This is a genomic window from Flaviaestuariibacter flavus (assembly GCF_004337505.1).
GTDB classification, from domain to species: domain Bacteria; phylum Bacteroidota; class Bacteroidia; order Chitinophagales; family Chitinophagaceae; genus Flavisolibacter; species Flavisolibacter flavus.
The window spans coordinates 320,330-339,495 of record NZ_SJZI01000042.1; the positions used below are offsets into that span (position 1 = coordinate 320,330).

A 19,166-nucleotide genomic window follows, 5' to 3' on the forward strand; every position below is an offset into this window, starting at 1 on the left:
ACACAACGAATGAAAAAGTATTTTTTGCTCCTGATGTCACTCGCCGCCGGCCGCTCGCTGGTGCAGGCGCAGGTAGACCCGCATTTCTCGCAATACTATGTTTTCCCTTCCTGGCTCAACCCCGCGCTCACCGGCGCCTTTGATGGCGACTTCAAGGTGTCGGGCATCTACCGCAGCCAGTGGGGACAGCTCAATAACGGCTTCAGGACCTTCGGCGTAAATGCCGAAGCGGTGACCAGCAAGAAGCTCAACATCGGTCTCAACCTGTTTCAGCAAAGCACCGGCTCGGGCTACACCTACCAGAACGGCTACGCCTCCTTCGCCTATACCGGGGTGCGTTTCGGCAAAGAGGACAGCAAGGTGATTGCCGTTGGCATCCAGGCCGGCATGCTGGCTCGTCGTTTTGACCCGTCGAAGTTCACCACGGGCGAGCAATGGTCGCAGGCAGGTGGCTTCAATGGTGGCGCGGCCACAGGCGAGGTGCTGGCGCAGAAAGGCGCCATGGTGTTTGACGCCGGCGCGGGCGCGTTGTATTATGATATGGACGCTTCCAAAAAGGCCAGCCCCTACCTCGGTGTTTCGGCCAATCACCTGACGCAGCCCGAAGGAGTTTACATCAATTCAACCGACAAGATGCCGATGCGCCTTACCGTGCACGGCGGTGTTGCCATCAACGTGTCGGAAAGCTTCGTGCTTACCCCGAACTTTTTGTACCTGCAGCAGGGCAACACCGACGAAAAGATGATCGGCGCCTTTGCGCAATACCGCGCGTCAAGCGAGCTGAGCCTGCTCGGCGGCATCAACTACCGCTTCCAGGATGCCGCGGTGCCCTTTGCGGGATTTGACTACAAGAACTTCATGCTTGGTGTGAGCTACGACGTGAACAACTCCGACCTGGGACGCACCGTTTCGAACGTCAACTCCTTCGAGGTGTCGCTCTCGTACGTGTTCCGCCGCAACCGCTTGCTCGGGCAGCGTCACTTCAGCTGCCCCCGCCTGTAATTCCCGAACCGATCAAAAAGAACTCATGAAGCAACTGACCCCGATACAATGGCTCACCGCGCTGATGCTGGCAGCCCCGCTTGCCGGCGCCGCACAGCGTGCCGCCGATCTGCGCAAGAGCGGTGACTTCTACTACAATACCGGAGACTATTATTCCGCCGCCACCTACTACCAGCAATATGTTGACGGTGGTAAAAGCGGCAAGCCCGCGGAGGGCGGCTTTCGGCCTTATGGCATTTCGCTGGCGAAGCCTTCCAAAGCGACCACAAACGGCGCTGTGAGCGATGCCGAGATCCTGTACCGCCTTGCGGAAAGCTACCGCCGCATCAACGATCACCAGCACGCGGCCGCGGCCTATGAACAGCTGCTGCAGAAAGACGCTGCCGCCTACCCCGAATCACGCTACGGCTATGGCGTGGCGCTGCGGGCCCTGGGCAAGCCGGCCGAGGCAAATGCACAGCTGGAGCTATACGTGCAGGGCGGCGGTAGAAATACAGCCGCCGCGCAGGCCGAGCTGCGGAGCATCGCCTTTGCCGAAAGCAACCCGGCCACTGCCGATGCGCAGCTCACCCGGGTAACGCGGATGACGGAGCCGATCAATTCGGCCGAGACCAACTACGCCGCCGCGCACACCGCGGGCGGAATGATCTTTACTTCATCGCGGCCCGACAGCAGCCTGCAGAAGGCCGGTAAGAATCCTTTTGCCAATGCACTTTACATAGGTAACTCCGGTGGGAGCGTAGAGAAACTGCAGGTCGACCTCGGTGACGCGGCCGGGCAGGGAGCGGCCAGCATGAGTGCCGACGGTCAGCGCATCTACTTTACCCGCTGGCGCTATGACCGTGGAAATACGGTGTCGGAGATCTGGGCCAGCAGCCGCAAAGGCTCGGGCTGGACAGCACCAGTGAAACTGGCGGCGCCGGTCAACGCGGAAGGCAGCAATGCAAAGCAGCCGCATATCACCAGCGACGGCCGTTACCTGCTCTTCGCCTCCGATCGCGCAGGCGGGCAGGGTGGCTGGGATATCTGGATGGTGCCGATGAACGCTGCGGGTGAGCCCGGCGTGGCCGTCAATGCCGGTAACGTAATCAACACGATGCAGGATGAGGAGGCACCGTTCTACCATGGCCCGACACAAAGCCTCGTGTTTGCCTCCCGTGGCCATGCGGGCTACGGCGGCCTCGACCTGTTCAGCAGCGCCGGCGCACCTGGGTCTGCTTTCGCCGCACCGAAGAACCTCGGGCTGCCCGTCAACAGCAACAAGGATGATTCTTACTTCTCTACCAATAGTCCCGACCGCCTGCTCAAAGGCGCGGTGATCTCGTCGGACCGCGGCGGCGATCAATGTGTATCGCTGTACCAGGTTGACAAAACCTACCGCCAGTTTGTGGCTGGTACCGTTACGGACTGCAGTAATAACAGCCCGCTTGCGGGTGCCAGGGTAAGTGTGGTTGGCAAACAGGCAACAACGTCGGCCGACGGTTCTTACCTGGTGGAAGTGCCTGCGCTCAAGGGCTTCTCATTGAGTGCTGCCCGTGAAGGCTATATCGATGGCAGCCTCGCGGTGCCGAAGGCGGAGCGTGGGGATGTCGACACACTGCGCACTGCGGCTGTATGCCTGGTGCCTAAGGTCACAGAGCCGCCGGTAGCGGAAGCGCCCCCACGCGACAACACCGTGCTTTTCGATTTCGCCAAATGGAACCTGCGCCCTGAAACCGCGCAGACCCTCGATACGCTGACCGCCATCCTGAAGCGCGAGCCGATGCTGCGGATTGTGGTGAGCGGATACACCGACCAGGTGGGCACGGAAGAATACAACCAGAAGCTGAGCCGCGACCGCGCCAATGCCTGCCGCGATTACCTGCTCCGCAAGGGCGTTGCCGCCAGCCGCATCGAGGTGCAGGCCAAAGGTGCCTGCTGCCCCTTGAAGCCGGAGAAAACCGCTGACGGACAAGACGACCCGGCTGCCCGCCAGGTTAACCGCCGCGTGGAGTTTGACATCAAATTGAACCGATGAGAATAAGCGTTAATTAGCCAAGACAAAAAGCCGGTTCGCCCGGCTTTTTTCTTTTTTCGCGCTTTTGCAAACCCACGCCCGGCGCGGCAAGGAGACTGGGAACGTTATCGGTAACGATTGCGTAAATAAAAACTTACTGCCCCGTTTGCGCCCTCCTAAATGTGTTTAAAATTAGTGTTCGAATTGCTTCCCGTGGGCCATGTCCGGCCATTCTAACCGTTGATCGACACCACCTCCCGTACACCCTTACTGCGTCGAAACTGACCAATCGAAAACCTGCAAGAACTGCTATATGGAAAGAACACTTCCGTGCGCCACCGCCATGCCTCCTTTGTCCGTACTACGGCGTTTCCGCGCATGCCTGGTATTACTGGCCGCCCTCGTTACCGGGGGGCCGCTGGCCGCCCAGGTGCCCTATAACTACACCACCGAAGGCTTTGACGGTGCCAACCTGCCACGCTCGAGCAGTGCCGCCCCGGCTACGCTGACCTCCTTTCTCACCACTACAGGTACCTGGAGTATCTACAAGGGATACGGAACCACCAGCAGCGATCCCTGCCCCAACAGCTCCACCAACTGGGCCATCCGTTTCCCGTCGGGACAAGGAGCCTACGTGGTGTCGCCCACGCTGCCGCAGGGCGCGGGCGTGCTGACGTTCAACGATGCCCGCACGAGCCGGGTATTTACTGTTTACACTTCCACCGACAACGGCACCACCTGGGGCGCGGGAACGAACGTTACTTCGCCCTCCACCGGTTGCGGCAACATGACCGTAACGATCAACAGCCTTGCGGTGAACCGCATCAAGATCGGGAGCTTTTCGGCAAACGATATGGGCGTCGATAACGTGCTCATCACGGCTGCCGGCATCAACGTACCGATGGTGACCACAACGGTTGCCAGCGGCATCACGGTGATTTCGGCCAACAGTGGCGGCAATGTGATCGCCGACGGCGGCGCAGCCGTGTCGGTCCGCGGCGTGGTTTGGGGAACATCGCCCAACCCCACCGTTCCCTCTGCTTCCAGCAGCACCGACGGGTCCGGTGTGGGCACTTTCACCAGCCTGATGACGGGGCTTGGCGGTGGCACCACCTATTACTACCGTGCCTATGCCACTAATGCCACGGGTACGGGCTATGGCGCCGAGTACAGCTTCACCACGCCGCCGCCGACGCCCACGCTGCTGGTAAACCCCACGGCGCTCGACTTCGGCATGCAGACCGTCAGCACCACTTCGCAGCAGCAGTATTACACCATCCAGGGGGTATACCTTTCGCCGGCTACCGGTAGTGTTACGGTTGCGGCGCCCGCCGGCTACCAGGTCTCCACCACAAACGGCACCGGCTTCGCCAACACGCTGCTGTTGTCCTATACCGGCGGCACGCTGGCGCTGGATACGATCTATATCCGTTTTGTGCCGACCGCGGTGGGTACCGCTAACGGCAATGCCACCAACAGCGGCGGCGGCGCTTCCGCCAACGTAGCCCTTACAGGCGCAGGTGCCCAGGTGCTCAACGGCTTTACCAACGTAGGCTTTGACTTCTGGACCGGCTTCGGCTACCAGGAGAAAATGAGCCAGAAAGCCGGCAACTCCGGTGAGGCCAAGCTTTCGATCTACATCTCCGTGCCTTCGGGCTCCATCCCGGCAACGGTGCGCGTGGAGCTGCCGGGCATCAGCGGCGCTACCGGCTTCCCGCAAACGGTGACCGTAGCCCCGGGAGCGGTGTCGGAAGTAGAAGGCTTTCCTACGGGTGATGCCAGCAACGCGCTCAACCCGGGCGGCATGCCCGACACGCGCCTGTACTATACGGGCGTAAGCAACCGCGGCATCCATATTTACTCTACCAACGGCGTTCCTATCTCGGTGTGGATGCACTCGTACACTACCGGTAATTCGGCCGCCGGTGCAATGCTGTTCCCGTCCAATACCTGGGCCTCTTCGTACACGGTGCAGGCCTACGGCGGCTATTCCAACAACTCGAATCCCAACTCGTTCTTCTTTGTTGTTGCAAAGGAGGACAACACACCGATCTGGTTCACACCGAGCCAGGATATTCTCGACTCGGTTACAGCCGCCCTCTTTGATGATGGCAACACCGCAGCCATGGTGAAATACCCGAAGAACGTGCCCGTGGGTCCCATCATCCTGAACAAGGGCCAGGTATTCAACGCCATGGGCTTTATCCAGGGCTCGGGCTCCGGTATCAGCAGCAGCAACGCGCGCGGCCTCGACCTGTCGGGATCGAAGGTGAACACCAACTGCGACAAAAGCATCGCCGTATTCGGCGGCAATGGCCGTGTGCTGGTAAACGCTGCCTCCTGCAACGCCAGCCAGGGCTCCGACCACATGATCCAGCAGATGTTCCCGTCGGTGGCCTGGGGCAAGCGTTACCTCACGGCGCCCACCACTACTATGGAATACAACCTGTATCGCGTCAACGTGAGCGACCCGACGACGCAGGTGTGGGTGAACAATCCCGCGCATACTACCGCGCTCAACCCCACCACGCTGGTCAACAACCTTTACTATGAATTTGCCAGCAGTCAGCCGCAGCTCATTGAGAGCGACAAGCCCATCACGGTAACGCAGTTTATCGTAGCCGGCGGCTGCGCAAACGCCAACGGCTCGAAGGGCAATGGTGACCCCGAGATGATCATCCTGAGCCCGGTGGAGCAGGCCATCAACCGCACCACGGTGTATTCGGCAAGAGTGAAAAACCCGAGCGCTTCCTACAACGGGCACTACATCAACGTCATCATTCCCACCGGCGGTGTCGCTTCCTTCCGCCTCGATGGCGGCACTACCGGCGACCCGGGCATCAACCAGGCAACCGCAAGCGCCACCACCTGTTATAACACGGGCGGCGTGCAGCCGCTGACGGCCATCTTCAAGCCGCACCCGCAGTTCACGGGCTACTCGTACGCGCAGCTCCGGGTGACGCCGGGCGCTTCGCACACGCTTTACTCCGACTCGGCTTTCAATGCGATCGCCTATGGCATGGGTGACGGGGAAAGCTATGGCTATAACGCGGGCTGCTCGCTCAAAGACCTGTCGCAGGTGCTGCTCATCGGCAACCCGTATGGTGTTACCCAAGGGCTGACCTGCAAGGGCAATGACTTCTACTTCCGCATCGCGCTTCCCTACGCACCGGCGCAGCTCGCATCGCTTACCTGGGACTTCTACGGCAACAGCAGCCTGGTGCCCAATGCCGCTGTAGTGCAGAATGCGCCGGCGCCCGACAGCACCTTTACCATCGATGCGATCCCTTATTATGTATACCGGATCCCCACGCCTTACCACTTCAACGAAGCCGGTAACTACAACTTCCGTGTGCTGGCGAACGCGCTTACAACGGGCGGTTGCACGGGTATCAAAGTGTTCAACAACACGGTAAACGTGGTGAACGGCCCTGTGCCCGAGTTCTCCTTTACGGCGGGCAGCTGCGGCAGCACCACCATCAGCTTTAGTGACCTTTCCACTTCCGACTCAACCCTGATCAGCAACTGGAGCTGGAACTTCGGCGACGGCGCCACGCTGGCGGATACGTCGCACCTGTCCAGCCCGTCTTATACCTACCCCTCGCTGAGTAACTATACTGTGACGATGCGCGCCATCAACGCCGCCGGTTGCTTTGCCGATACCGTGCAAACCGTGAACCTGGCGGGTAACCTTTCGGCCTCCTTTACCGTGGCTCCCGCAACAACGGTTTGCGCCGGCACGCCGGTTGTGTTCACCAGCACGTCAACGGGTGCCGGCACCTATGGCACCATCACTGAGTGGACCTGGGACTTCGGCAATGGCGCCGGCCCGCAGGTGTTCGCCAACGGCGATCCCCAAACCGTCACTTACACCACTGCAGGCATCAAGACAGTCACCCTGACCGTGAAGACCTCTCTGGGTTGCACTAGCACGGTGTTTTCGCAGAACATCACGGTGAATGGTGTACCGGCGATCACCAGTGCCGCCACCGGAGTGGTATGCAGCGGCGTGGCCCAGAACTATGCAATCGGCAGTTCGCTACCCGGAACTATGTATGGCTGGGACCGTGCGGCAGTTGCAGGTATTTCCAACGGCGCGGTAAGCGGCCAAACGGCTGCGGTGATCACAGAAACCCTGGTGAACACTACAAACGCACCGGTTGTGGTGGCTTATATTATTACGCCGACGCTTGGCAGCTGCCCGGGTGCTCCGTTTACGTACACCGTTACCGTGAATCCCGCGGTGAGCGTAACCAGCGCGGCAACCGGTACTGTTTGCAGCGGCGCGGCGCAGAACTACCCGATCACCGGCAGCGTCGCCGGAGGCACGTTCAGCTGGAGCCGTGCCGCGGTTGCGGGCATCTCTAATGCCGCGGTCAGCAATCAGGCTTCGTCCAGCATAACCGAGGCGCTTGTCAATACCACCAGCGCCCCCATCGATGTGGTGTACAGCATTACGCCCGCAGCCAATGGTTGTAGCGGAGCATCCTTTACTTACACTGTTACAGTATATCCGACGGCTACGATCACGAGCGCCGCTACGGGATCCGTGTGCAGCAACAGCCCGCTCGCTTATACAATTTCCAGCGGCGTGGCCGGCGCCACCTTTGTGTGGAGTCGAGCTGCAGTAGCCGGCATCAGCAATGCGGCGGTGTCGGGGCAAACAACTAACACGATTACAGAAACGCTTGTGAATACATCGAATGCGCCTGTAAGTGTTATCTATTCAATCACACCCACTGCCAACGGCTGTACGGGCACACCGTTCACTTATACGGTAACCGTCAATCCGCGCCCGACGGTAACCAGTGCCGCCACCGCGTCGGTCTGTGGCAGCAACCCGCTCAACTACCTTATCACTTCCAACGTGAGCGGCGCCACCTTCCTGTGGAGCCGTCCCACGGTGGCCGGCATCTCCAATGCGGCTGTCAGCAACCAAGGCAGTAACCCGATCACGGAAACGCTTTTCAATACAACCACGTCGCCAATTGACGTGACGTATACTATCACCGGTTATTCGCTGCCGCCCTCTTTTGGCGGTTGCCCGGGCCCGGCTTTCACCTTCACAGTTACGGTCAACCCGACACCGGTGATCACCAGCGCTGCCACCGGCGGCGTGTGCAGCGGTCAGCCCCTGAGCTACAACATCAACAGCACCGTAGCCGGTGCCCAGTATACCTGGAGCCGCGCTGCCGTTGCGGGTATTTCCAATGCCGCCGTGAGCGGTCAAGCAAGCAACCCCATCGCCGAGACACTGGTGAACACCACTACCAACGTGGTGGACGTTACCTACTCCATTGTTACCGGTTTCAGCGGTTGCACCGCGCCGCCCTTCCTGTATACGGTTACGGTTACGCCGACGCCCACGGTTACCAGCGCCGCCACCGGCAGCGTGTGCAGTGGCACCGCACTCAGCTATAACATCGCCAGCGGCGTCACCGGTACCACCTTCAGCTGGAGCCGCGCAGCGGTAGCGGGAATCAGCAATACGGCTGTGTCCGCGCAATCGTCCAACCCGATCGCTGAGACACTGGTGAACACCACCAACGCGCCGGTAGCCGTTACCTACACCATTACACCGTCGGCGAACGGCTGTTCGGGAGCGCCCTTCACCTATACGCTGACGGTAAATCCCACGGCTGTCATCACCAGCGCCACTAACGGCGCGGTGTGCAGTGGTGCCGCGCAGGCTTACTCTATTGCCAGCAACGTAGCCGGCGCTACGTTTACCTGGAGCCGCGCCGCGGTGGCCGGTATTTCGAATGCCGCCGTGAGCGGTCAAACGACGGCGGCCATTACCGAAGCGCTCGTCAATACCACCAATACGCCGGTAGTGGTTACTTATACGATCGCGCCTTCCTTTGGCGGTTGTGCCGGTCCTGCATTTACCTACAGCGTTACCGTTAACCCGACGGCCACCATCACAGGCGGTGCCAGCGGCACGGTTTGCAGCGGGGCCCCGTATTCCTACAATATCACCAGCGGTGTTGCCGGTGCTTCCTTTGCCTGGAGCCGTGCGGCCGTAGCGGGAGTGAGCAATGCGGCTGTGAGCGGACAGTTGTCCAACCCCATTGCCGAAACCCTGGTGAATACCACGAGCGCGCCGGTGAGTGTTGTGTATGTGATTACACCCACGGCCAATGGCTGCGCCGGAACGCCTTTCAACCACACTGTTATCGTAAACCCGACAGCTGTCGTGACCAGCGCCGCCACCGGCGCGGTTTGCGGCGGATCTCCGCTTGCCTATACGATCACAGGCAATGTGTCCGGCGCCACCTTTAGCTGGGACCGCGCGGCGGTTGCCGGCATCTCCAATGCTGCGGTGAGCGGACAGACGTCGTCCGTAATCACGGAGACGCTCGTGAACACCACTACGGCTCCGGTGACCGTTGTATATACCATCACGCCCTCAGCGAATGGCTGTGTTGGTACGCCCTTTACGTATACGGTTACTGTCAACCCGACGCCCGCCGTTACTTCGGCGGCTACAGGCGCTGTGTGCAGCGGCCAGCCGCTTAGCTATACTATCAGCAGCACAGTTGCGGGCGCAACCTTTACGTGGAGCCGTGCGGCAGTAGCCGGTATCAGCAACCCCGCGGTAAGCGGCCAAACGGGCAGCCCGGTCAGCGAAACGCTGGTCAACACCGGCACTGCGCCCGTTGATGTGGTTTACAGCATCGTGGCTTCCTTCGGGGGCTGTGCCAGCGCGCCGTTTACTTATACGGTCACGGTAACGCCTGCGCCCTCTGTAACCAGCGCCGCCACTGCAACTGTATGCAGCGGTGCCGCGCAGAGCTATACCCTCACCGCATCCTTTGCCGGTACAACCTTTACCTGGAACCGTGCCGCGGTAGCCGGCATCAGCAATGCCGCCGTGAGCAACGCAACGGGTAACCCCATCACCGAAGCCCTGGTGAACAGCACCAACGCGCCGATCAATGTCACTTATATTATCCAGACCACAGCCAACGGATGCCCCGGTGCTCCCTTCAACTACGTAGTGACGGTGAACCCCGTTGCCGCTGTAACGAGCGCCGCCACAGGAACGGTGTGCAGCGGCGCGCCGCAGAACTACGCCATCACCGGCAATGCCGTGGGTGCCATCTTCACCTGGAGCCGCACTGCCGTTGCCGGTATCTCCAATGGCGCCGTCAGCAACGTGGCGGGCAGCACCATCAATGAGGCGCTGGTGAACACCACGGGCAGCCCGGTTGCCGTGATCTACACCATCGCGCCTTCATTTGCCGGTTGTGCGGGTACGCCGTTTACCTACACGGTAACCGTGAATCCCACCGCAACGGTTACCAGCGCTGCCACAGGAACGGTGTGCAGCAACAGTGCACACAGCTATGTCATCACCAGCAACGTAATTGGTGCCACCTATAGCTGGAGCCGCGCCGCCATTGCCGGCATCTCCAACGCCGCCGTGAGCAATGTGCCCGGTGCTGTGATTACTGAAACACTGATCAACACCACCAATTCGGCGGTGAACCTTACCTATGTCATCACCCCATCTGCCAACGGCTGTGCGGGCACGCCGTTTACCTACACCGTCACCGTCAACCCCATCCCGATGGTCACGAGCCCCGCTTCGGCCACAAGCTGCAGCGGCGCCGGCTTTACCTACAACATCAGCACCAGCGTAGCGGGCGCCAGTCTGAGCTGGAGCCGTGCCGCGGTAGCCGGTATTTCCAATGCACCGGTAAGCGGCCAGGCCAGTCCGCAGATCAACGAGCTGCTGGTGAACACGACCGACAACCCGATCGTAGTTTCCTATATCATCACACCGGCAACGGGTATCTGCGCAGGCGTTCCCTTTACGCTCGACGTAACGGTGAACCCCAAGCCGCGCGCCATCTTCACGCCCGCACAAACGAGTGATTGCATCAGCGGCCCGGTGAATTTCTCTGCCAACGTGAGCCCCAACGTAACAGGCTACTCCTGGAACTTCGGCGACGGTACCCCGCGCGGCACTTCGGCTACACCGGCACATACCTATACTTCGGCCAGCACTTATGATGTGACACTCACCGTAACCACGGCCGCCGGCTGCGTATTTACCACCAACCCACAGGCGGTGACGCTCCTGCCGCTGCTGGCCCGCCCGGTGGTGCAGGCAGACGCTACTACGTCATCGCTGCGCTTTTATTGGAATGCGGTGCCGGGGGCTACGGGTTACGAAGTGTCGTTCGACGGCGGCGTCACCTGGCGTGCGCCCAACGATACCAGTGGCCGCGCGCACCTGCTCACCGGACTCAGCCCCGAGCAGACCTTTACCATCACGGTGCGCGCCAACGGCGCCGTAAGCTGCCAGAGTGCGATTGCGACACGTACGGTAATGGTGCCGCTGCCTGACGTCGGCATCTTCGTTCCCAACACCATCAGCCCCAACGGCGACGGCAAGAACGAAACGCTGAAAGTGCTTGGCAACAATATCCAGTACTACTCGCTGAAGGTGTACAGCCAGTGGGGCCAGCTCCTCTTCAGCTACGACGGCCACGACGGCAGCAAGGGCTGGGATGGCACCGTCGGCGGCACACTGCAGCCCGCCGGGGTGTATGCATACGCGGTATCAGTTACCCTCACCGACGGCCGTGTGATCACCAAAAAAGGACTCTTTAACCTGCTTCGCTAACCATATTAAAAACGAATCAACATGAAGCGATCGCTTGCCATATGCCTGCTGGCGCTGGTACTTGCCGGGAAGGCCGGTGCCCAGACCGACCCGCACTTTTCGCAGTATTTCGTGTTTCCCACCTCGGTGAACCCGGCCTTTACCGGTGCCTTCGACGGGGCGTACCGCGTGACCGGTGTTTACCGCAACCAGTGGAGCGACATGTCGGGCGGCTTCCGCACCGTAGGCTTTGCCGCCGAGGCCAATACCAACCGCAACGTAGCCATCGGTGCCAACGTGTTTCAGCAAACCACCGGTACGGGCTATACCTTCCAGCAGGCCTACGCGTCGTTTGCTTACAATGGCGTGCGCTTCGACCCCGAGGGCTACAAAGTGCTCACCATTGCCCTGCAGGCAGGGATGATCTCGAAGCGTTTCGACGCTTCTAAATTCCAGACGGAGGAGCAGTGGAACCGTTTCACGGGCTTCAACCCGTCGGTGCCCGCCACCGAAGTGCTGATGGCCAACAAGTCGACCGTTTTCGACGCCGGCGCCGGCATCATGTATGCCGACCTGAGCGAGGACAAAAAGATCAATCCGTATATTGGTGTTGCTGCGCACCACATCACCTCGCCCGAAGAGTTTTTCCTGTCGGGCACGCAAAAGACGAAGGTGCCGATGCGCCTTACGGCGCACGTGTCGCTGGGCATCAATGTATCGGAAACGCTGATCGTGACGCCCTCCGTTCTTTATATGCGCCAGGGCAGTGCCGACGAGCAGATGTTCGGCGTGAATGTGCGCAGCATGGTAGGAGAGGAGGTGTCGCTGCTTGGCGGCGTCAACTATCGTTTCAACGACGCGGTGGTGCCCTTCGCGGGATTGCAGTGGGGAAATACCAAGCTGGGTGTGAGTTATGATGTCAGCCAGTCGGACCTGGGTAAGAACGTAGCCCGCTCCAACAGCTTCGAGATCTCGCTCACCTGCCTGTTCAACCGCCCTGCGGAGGCGCCGCGTTACCTGCGCTGCCCTTCGTTCTGATTTACTAATCTCCGATGTCGGATGTCTGATGTCTGATTTGGCTGACGCCAGCATCTGCTTGTTAGTTGTCTTGCTTTGTATTGAAAGAAACAGGATCGCACCGCGATCCTGTTTCTTTATTTCAAGTCAGACATCAGACATCCTGAAGTGCGCGATCTACGGCGGTGGTAGGTGGCTGCGCCCACGATCCTGCGGCCGTACTGGGTCTAAATGAGGGTTTGGTCGCCGGGAAGCGATAGCCTGTCTAATAACAAGCGCTCCCGGACCGACCGGCTGCTATATTGGCGGAAATCATCGGGTGACCGCGGTGCAGGACTTTCATTGTGACAGCCTATTAGTGGCAGGCCCGTGCAAAACAGGGATTTTCAAAGGCGGGCAGACCTGCGTCTCCGGCGCTATTACCCTGCAATCGTTACCGACAACGTTTGCGTAAAAAAAAAGATTTGCTCCGATTGCCACCTCTGAAAAGCGAGTTAGACTTGCTGAAGGAACCATCCGAAGGAAGGCTGTACCCCCGCGCCGGCAGTCCTGTGGTTTCCTGACGCCAAAACTCTTTTTGATCGGATGATCTGCGGGAACCCTGTCCACAATGTAATCTCAAGCTTGCTATGAAAGCGAAATTATACCTCTCCGTTTTATTCTGCCTGTTCGCCGCACTGGCTTTCGGCCAGGGGCGTACTGTCAGCGGCCGCGTGGTGGCAGACAGTGCCCACGAGGCACTGGCCGGCGTCACCGTTACGGTGAAAGGCACCAGGCGCAGCGCGCAAACGGGCGCCGACGGCCGCTACAGCATCGAGGTTCCCGATAAGGGCGCGGTGCTGGTGTTCTCCTCGGCGAGCTACAATCGCCAGGAGGTGCCGGTGGGCTCCAAGTCGACCGTGGACGTAACGCTCAGCACCAATGCCACCGTGCTCAACGACGTGGTGGTGATCGGCTACCAGACCGTACGCCGCAAAGACCTGCTGGCTTCGGTGTCTTCGGTAAGCGCCCGCGACCTGAAAGACATTCCCATCAACTCCGCCGCCGAGGCCCTCAACGGCCGTCTTGCCGGCGTTACCGCCACCACGGCCGAAGGTTCGCCCGACGCCCAGGTGCGCATCCGTGTACGCGGCGGCATGTCGATCAACCAGGACAACACCCCCCTCTACGTAATTGATGGAGTGATCGTGGAGAACGGCCTCTCCACGATCTCGCCGCAGGATATCCAGTCTATCGATGTGCTGAAGGACGCCGCCGCCACCGCTATCTACGGTGCCCGTGGCGCCAACGGCGTGGTGGTGATCACCACCAAGAGCGGCAAGCCCGGACGCACCGTGGTTTCGCTCAATGCCTTCTGGGGCATCCGCAAGCTGGCCCGCAAGCTCGATGTGCTCAATCCTTACGACTACGTTTTCTACCAGTCGGAGCGCTCGCGCGGCTCCAGTACCGACAGCACCACCTTCACCAATAACTTCGGTCATAGCTGGGATACGCTCGACGTATACCGCAACATCGGAAGCGTAGACTGGCAGGACAAAGTGTTTGGCCGCACCGGTGGGATGCAGACCTATAACCTCACAGTAGGCGGCGGCGGCAACAAGGGTACCTTTAACTTCGGCGGCACCTACAACAAGGAGAAGGCCATCGTGATCAACTCCAACTTCGAGCGCTACCTGTTCAATGCCAAGGGCGACTACAAGATCACCAACCGCATCAAGCTGGGTGTGGGCGGCCGCTACTCGCAGCAGGATGTGGAAGGCGCCGGCGTTTCGTCGGACCAGGGCACAGCCTACAACCGCCTCCGCAATGCCGTTCGTTACCGTCCTTTCACTTCCGGACTTCAAACAGAAGAAGATGCCGACCCGCTGGCCGATCCGAACGTGGGCAACGGCCTGAACCTGGTAAACCCGCTGATCCTGGCCCGCTCGGAATACCGGAAAAAATCGACCGAGGCATACAATATCAACGCCACGCTGACGGTGAATCTTCTGAAGAACCTGGTCTTCCGCTCTGCTTTCGGCTACGACCGCAACAACGTGATCGATCGCCAGTTCTCCGACTCCAACACCAACTACGCCATCGTACAGGGCGGCCGCAAACCGGTGGCGCAGCTGGATACCACCTCGCGCACCATCTACAATAACTCCAACGTACTGACTTACTCGCTGAAGGGTATCGGGAAGAAGCATGACTTCGACTTCCTCCTCGGCCAGGAGATCTACCTCGAGGAAGGCGACCGCCGCAACAGCCTTTACCGAAACTACCCCACCTACACTCCCTACAACACCGCCTTCAAGGAAACGGGTATGGCCCAGTATTTCGATGGCTACCCGCGCCGCTACCGCTACGAAACCGCGATCGCTTCCTTCTTTGGCCGCGTGTCGTATGGCTACAAGGACAAATACCTTTTCTCCGCCAACCTGCGCGCCGATGGTACTTCCAAGTTTGACCAGCCCAAGCAGTGGGGCTACTTCCCGTCGGCTTCGGTGGCCTGGCGCATGAGCAAGGAGAAGTTCATGAAAGAAGTGCGCTTTATCAGCGACATGAAAGTGCGTTTCGGCTACGGCAAGATCGGCAACTCACGCATCACCGACTACCGCTACCTCGCCAACTACTCCACCAACGGCACGTACTACTACGGTATCAACGGGTCGACGGTATATGCCACCTTCCCGCCGGCACTGGAAAACCCCGAGCTGATGTGGGAGTCGACAGTGAACCGCAACCTTGGCTTCGACATTTCCTTCTTTAGAAACCGCCTCAGCCTGAGCGTGGATATCTATAACAACAGCTCCGACCACCTGCTGCTCGACGTTCCCATCGCCCCTACGTATGGCTATACCTCGCAGCTGCAGAACGTGGGCAAGACCTCGAACAAGGGCGTCGAGTTTCAGCTGAACGGCACCGTGGCCCAGGGCCGCAACTTCTCGTGGACGGCGAACTTCAACATCGCTACCAACAAGGGCCGGATCGTTGCCCTCGGGCCCGGCCAGTCGCAGACCTTCGCGGCTCCCAGCTGGGGTGTTTCGGGTCAGCCGACCGACTACCTGCTGCGCATCGGCCAGCCGGTGGGCACCATTTATGGCCTCGTTACGGATGGCTTCTACACAACTGCCGACTTTAACTACAACTACACCAATGGCACCTATACGCTGAAGCCCGGCGTCGTTAACAGCGGCCCGGTGATCGGAACGGTGCAGCCCGGATCGATCCGCTTCAAAGACATCAACGGTGACGGTAAGGTGGACCTGGACAACGACCGCACCATCATCGGCAACGCCAACCCGAAGTTCACCGGCGGCCTCAACCAGCAGTTTACCTACAAGAACTGGGATGCCAGCGTGTTTGTGAACTTCTCCGTAGGCAACGACGTTTACAACGCCAACAAGATCGAGCTGACCAATGGCTACGCCAACAACGCCAATATGCTCGACATTATGGCGGATCGCTGGAAGGTGGTGCTGCCCAATGGCCAGACCGCCCAGTGGGTGAACGGCACTACGGTGTACGGCATTCCGCCGGACCAGCTGGAGCGCCTCAACGCGAATGCCACCATCTGGCAGCCGCTGAAGGGTACCGGCGCCTTCTATCCCCATTCCTGGGCGATCGAAGACGGCTCCTTCCTCCGTCTCAACAACGTCACCATCGGCTATAGCCTGCCGCAGTTCTCGATCGGCCGCATGAAGATCTCCAGGCTGCGCTTCTACTTCACAGGTAACAACCTGGCCATCCTTACGAGCTACACGGGCTACGATCCGGAGGTGAGCGTACGCAACAACCCCGTGACGCCGGGCCTCGACTATTCGGCCTACCCGAAAAGCCGCAGCTACATCTTCGGTCTGAACGCACAATTCTAATCAACGAAAACTCCAGATGCACCGCTATATGAAAGCAGTAAATCCCCGCAAGCTGACCATTGCCGCACTGGTTGCCCTGGCACTCGCCGGCGGCGGCTGCCATAAGTTCCTCGACCGGCAACCGATCACCGAGCAAAGCCCCGAGGCGGTATTCAGCTCCGTTCAGGGTGCTTATGGCGCGCTGATCTCGGCCTACAGCCGCCTCGTGGGCGACAACGGCTATGGTATCCGCCTCAGCCTGTATTACACGGTAGACAATGACGAGATGCAGGGCCCGACGGGCAACGTAGGTACCAGCGACAACGACCGCCGCGACATCGCGCGCTATGCCGCAACTGCAGGCAACGCCCAGATCGCAGGTCCGTTCAACCAGCTGTTCCAGGGCATCGAGTTCGCCAACCAGTGTATCGACAATATCCCGAACATGGCGCTGTATGCCAGCGGCAGCGAGCAGGAGCAAAAGCAGCTCCGCCGCATGTACGGCGAGGCGCTCACGCTCCGCGCCCAGTTCTACTTCGAGGCGATCCGCAACTGGGGCGACCTGCCGGCGCACTTCCAGTCGGCCTCCAAGTCGGCCGGGGCCACGCCCTACCCCGCCCGCGTTGACCGCGACACGCTGTACGACCGCATTATTGCCGACCTGCGCGTGGCCGAAGACCTCGTGCCTTGGCGCAACGAGCTCGCCCAGATCGGCGACGCGCCCAATGAGCGTATCACCAAGGGTACGGTCAAAGGCCTGCGCGCCCGCATCGCCCTCTTCCGGGGCGGCTACTCACTGCGCAACAGCGCCCAGATGGAGCGCCGCAGCGACTATCTTACCTATTACACCATCGCCCGCCAGGAAGCGAGCGAGATCATGGCTTCCGGCCAGCATAGCCTCAACCCGAGCTTCCGCGGACTTTGGAAAGACCAGGTGTGCGCCCGTGTGTCGGCCGACCCGAACGGCGAGCTGATGTTCCAGGCCAGTGGCGTTGGCCAGGCTGGAGCTGAAGATACCAAGCTGGGTTACTACAACGGCCCCACGGTGGGTGGCACCGGCAACCGCGCCATCAACGTGCTGCCGACTTACTTCTACGCATTCCAGCCCGGCGACCTGCGCCGCGACGTTACCTGCGCACCCTATATCGTTGGTGCCGACGGCAGAACGAAGACCGGCCAGGTGATCACCTCGATCAATGACGGCAAATACCGCCGCGACTGGATCACGCCCGAAGTGGCGGCCAACAGCCAGGCCCAGTACTTCAGCCTCAAGTGGCAGATCCTGCGCTACGCCGACGTGCTGCTGATGTTTGCCGAGGCCGACAACGAAGTCAATAACGGCCCCAGCGCCGCTGCCTATGAAGCCGTGAACATGGTACGGCGTCGTGGCTTTGGTAAGCCCCTCAACACACCCGATGCTACGGTGGACCTGCCGGCCGGCCTGAGCAAGACCGACTTTTTCAATGCCATCGTGCGCGAGCGCTCGCTTGAGCTGGGTGGCGAGGGTGTACGCAAGTTCGACCTCATTCGCTGGAACCTGCTCGCCGCCAAAATCAGCGAGACGAAACAGCAGCTTACGCAGATGTCGACGGCTTCGGGTATCTACGCCAACCTCCCGGCCCGGATGTATTACCGCACCAACATTCCGACGGGAACGCCGCCCCCGATCCAGCAGAACACCGGCACTGCCGACGACAGCACCCTGTGGGCGAATTCGTTCTACGCACCGACTCCTTCTTCGGCGCCGGCCAATGCCACCGCGTTGAACTGGGTCGTGAAGCCCACCTCGTCGGCCCCGGTGAATGCCATCGGTACGACGGCCCTGGCGCGCTTTGCCCTCGGCTTCCAGGCCGGCCGCTCGGAGTTGCTGCCCATCCCGCAGGCGGCACGCGACGCCAACCCTGCCCTTACTCAAAACCCGGGCTACTAAGCCCCTCGCCTCAGATTGCTTATGAAACTCCGGCTGACTGCGATACTTTGCCTGGCCCTGCTGGCCTTTGCGCATCCCCCGCGCCGCACCAAGGTGTACCTGGTGGGCGACTCCACCTGCGCCAATAAGGAAGTGCGCGCCTATCCCGAAACGGGCTGGGGCATGCCCTTTGCCAACTTCTTCGATTCAACCGTTGAAGTAGACAACCGCGCCAAGAACGGGCGCAGCACAAGGACCTTCATCTCTGAAGGGCTGTGGCAGCCGGTGGCCGACAACCTGCAGGCGGGAGACTATGTCTTTATACAGTTTGGACACAACGACGAGTCCAAAGAAAAGACCGACCGTTACACCACGCCGGAGCAATACACCGCCAACATCCTGCGCTTCATTGCCGAAACCCGCGCCAAAAAAGCGGTGCCGGTGCTGCTGACGCCCGTGTCGCGCCGCAAGTTCGACAATGATGGCAACGCGGTGGAAACGCACGAGGAGTATGCCCCGCTGGTGCGCCGCATTGCGCAGGAGCAAGGCATCGCCTTCATCGATGCGGACGAAAAGACCAAGGCGCTCTACCAGCAATTCGGCCCCGAGTATTCGAAGCTGCTCTTCCTCCAGCTGGAGAAGGGCGAGCATCCCAATTACCCCGACGGAAAGAACGACAATACCCACTTCAATGAGCTGGGCGCCCGCAAGGTGGCCCAGATCATCCTGCAGGGTGTACGCGACCTCAATCTTGAGCTGGCCGCGCACATCCGCAAACCCATTCAAAAATGA

Annotated in this window: 7 protein-coding genes; all 7 read left to right on the top strand. The window is 60.2% G+C overall.

Features of this window, described 5'->3' with window-relative positions:
* The first annotated feature begins 9 nt into the window (after positions 1–9).
* Positions 10–1,002, top strand: a complete 993-nt coding sequence (locus EPD60_RS09425) for a PorP/SprF family type IX secretion system membrane protein (protein WP_131449125.1) — start codon at positions 10–12, stop codon at positions 1,000–1,002.
* Between the two features lie 25 nt (positions 1,003–1,027).
* Positions 1,028–3,019 carry an OmpA family protein gene (locus EPD60_RS17345; protein WP_131449127.1) on the top strand — a complete coding sequence of 664 codons (1,992 nt, stop codon included), beginning with the start codon at positions 1,028–1,030 and terminating at the stop codon, positions 3,017–3,019.
* A gap of 292 nt (positions 3,020–3,311) precedes the next feature.
* A complete protein-coding gene (locus tag EPD60_RS09435; RefSeq protein ID WP_131449129.1) occupies positions 3,312–11,633 on the top strand; it encodes a PKD-like domain-containing protein in 8,322 nt (2,773 codons plus the stop codon).
* 21 nt (positions 11,634–11,654) lie between these two features.
* Entirely contained in the window at positions 11,655–12,650 is a 996-nt protein-coding gene (locus tag EPD60_RS09440; RefSeq protein WP_131449131.1) for a PorP/SprF family type IX secretion system membrane protein, read from the top strand.
* Between the two features lie 608 nt (positions 12,651–13,258).
* Positions 13,259–16,486 carry a SusC/RagA family TonB-linked outer membrane protein gene (locus EPD60_RS09445; protein WP_131449133.1) on the top strand — a complete coding sequence of 1,076 codons (3,228 nt, stop codon included), beginning with the start codon at positions 13,259–13,261 and terminating at the stop codon, positions 16,484–16,486.
* Between the two features lie 28 nt (positions 16,487–16,514).
* Complete coding sequence (locus EPD60_RS09450; protein WP_131449135.1) at positions 16,515–18,395, top strand: RagB/SusD family nutrient uptake outer membrane protein; 1,881 nt, start codon at positions 16,515–16,517, stop codon at positions 18,393–18,395.
* Between the two features lie 21 nt (positions 18,396–18,416).
* Positions 18,417–19,166 (top strand): rhamnogalacturonan acetylesterase, encoded by a 750-nt coding sequence (locus EPD60_RS09455; protein WP_131449137.1) that lies wholly within the window; start codon positions 18,417–18,419, stop codon positions 19,164–19,166.

What these genes read in the sequence shown, in the direction of transcription:
- EPD60_RS09425 (WP_131449125.1), top strand. Translation starts at nt 10, where the DNA reads ATGAAAAAGTATTTTTTGCTCCTGATGTCACTCGCCGCCGGCCGCTCG.
- EPD60_RS17345 (WP_131449127.1), top strand. Translation starts at nt 1,028, where the DNA reads ATGAAGCAACTGACCCCGATACAATGGCTCACCGCGCTGATGCTGGCA.
- EPD60_RS09435 (WP_131449129.1), top strand. Translation starts at nt 3,312, where the DNA reads ATGGAAAGAACACTTCCGTGCGCCACCGCCATGCCTCCTTTGTCCGTA.
- EPD60_RS09440 (WP_131449131.1), top strand. Translation starts at nt 11,655, where the DNA reads ATGAAGCGATCGCTTGCCATATGCCTGCTGGCGCTGGTACTTGCCGGG.
- EPD60_RS09445 (WP_131449133.1), top strand. Translation starts at nt 13,259, where the DNA reads ATGAAAGCGAAATTATACCTCTCCGTTTTATTCTGCCTGTTCGCCGCA.
- EPD60_RS09450 (WP_131449135.1), top strand. Translation starts at nt 16,515, where the DNA reads ATGAAAGCAGTAAATCCCCGCAAGCTGACCATTGCCGCACTGGTTGCC.
- EPD60_RS09455 (WP_131449137.1), top strand. Translation starts at nt 18,417, where the DNA reads ATGAAACTCCGGCTGACTGCGATACTTTGCCTGGCCCTGCTGGCCTTT.